This is a genomic window from Cupriavidus sp. SK-3 (assembly GCF_000611145.1).
Lineage (GTDB): Bacteria > Pseudomonadota > Gammaproteobacteria > Burkholderiales > Burkholderiaceae > Cupriavidus.
Genome location: NZ_JFJV02000157.1, coordinates 14,458 through 15,255, shown reverse-complemented (window position 1 = coordinate 15,255; position 798 = coordinate 14,458). Strand labels below are relative to the sequence as shown.

1 protein-coding gene is annotated in these 798 nt (G+C 57.1%); it reads left to right on the top strand.

Going from position 1 to position 798, the window contains the following annotated elements:
• The coding region (locus CF70_RS16190) for a T6SS immunity protein Tli4 family protein (protein WP_051648554.1) at positions 1-798 on the top strand (798 nt) is incomplete at both ends.

Here is a 798-nt window from a genome sequence, read left to right as displayed (position 1 = left end):
GAATACTGGGGCGACAAGATTGATATTGCCAAAGATGTCAGCTTGGGAACGTTCCAGCACAGCGTCGATACACGCGAAAGCGAGTTGCGAGCCAAGAGACGTACCACCTCCGTCTCCTCATACAAGGAAATGCTGGCAAAGGGCTTAAAGTCCATGATCGTTGAGACTGACATCCCTTGGCTGGAGCAAGCCGTTTCGCCCACATCCAACTCCCGCCTGTTGATTTTCAAAGACCTTGGGAGAGTGGATTACTCTTTTACCGCCGAGGGCTACGTGCTGGCCGGCAGCACGATGCTGACCATGAAGTCCCGCGTTAATAGCAGCGAGGTACAGAAGTTCACGCAGCTCACAACGGATGTACACCAAAATATCACTTACCGCGATGACTGGACGGTTCCCACGGAGCGCGGTTTTTGCATTCCGGGTGCGCTGATCGGCGGGCCTTCGCGCAACAGCGAACTGGCCGAGCAAACCATTGTCCTGCACCCCGGCAGAGCGTCCGCGTTCGTCATCAAGATGCGCGATGCGGTAGATGTGGATCAGCAGTCCTCGCTGCTCAAGACCCTGCCCGATCTACGCCAGAAGCTGCGCGCGCAAGGCAGCGTCCAGATTCTGCGCGAAGGCAAGCGCCAGATCGCGGGCATGGAGGCCGAGGAAGTGCTGTTTTCCATCAGGGAAGGTGGGAGCCAGTTATACCGCTTCCACCTTCTGGCGCCAGGCAACCCTGATTCAGTGGCGCAACCGCATACCGAGATCCAACTGAGGCTGGGAAGTGCACTGACCGAAGCTGACAAAGAC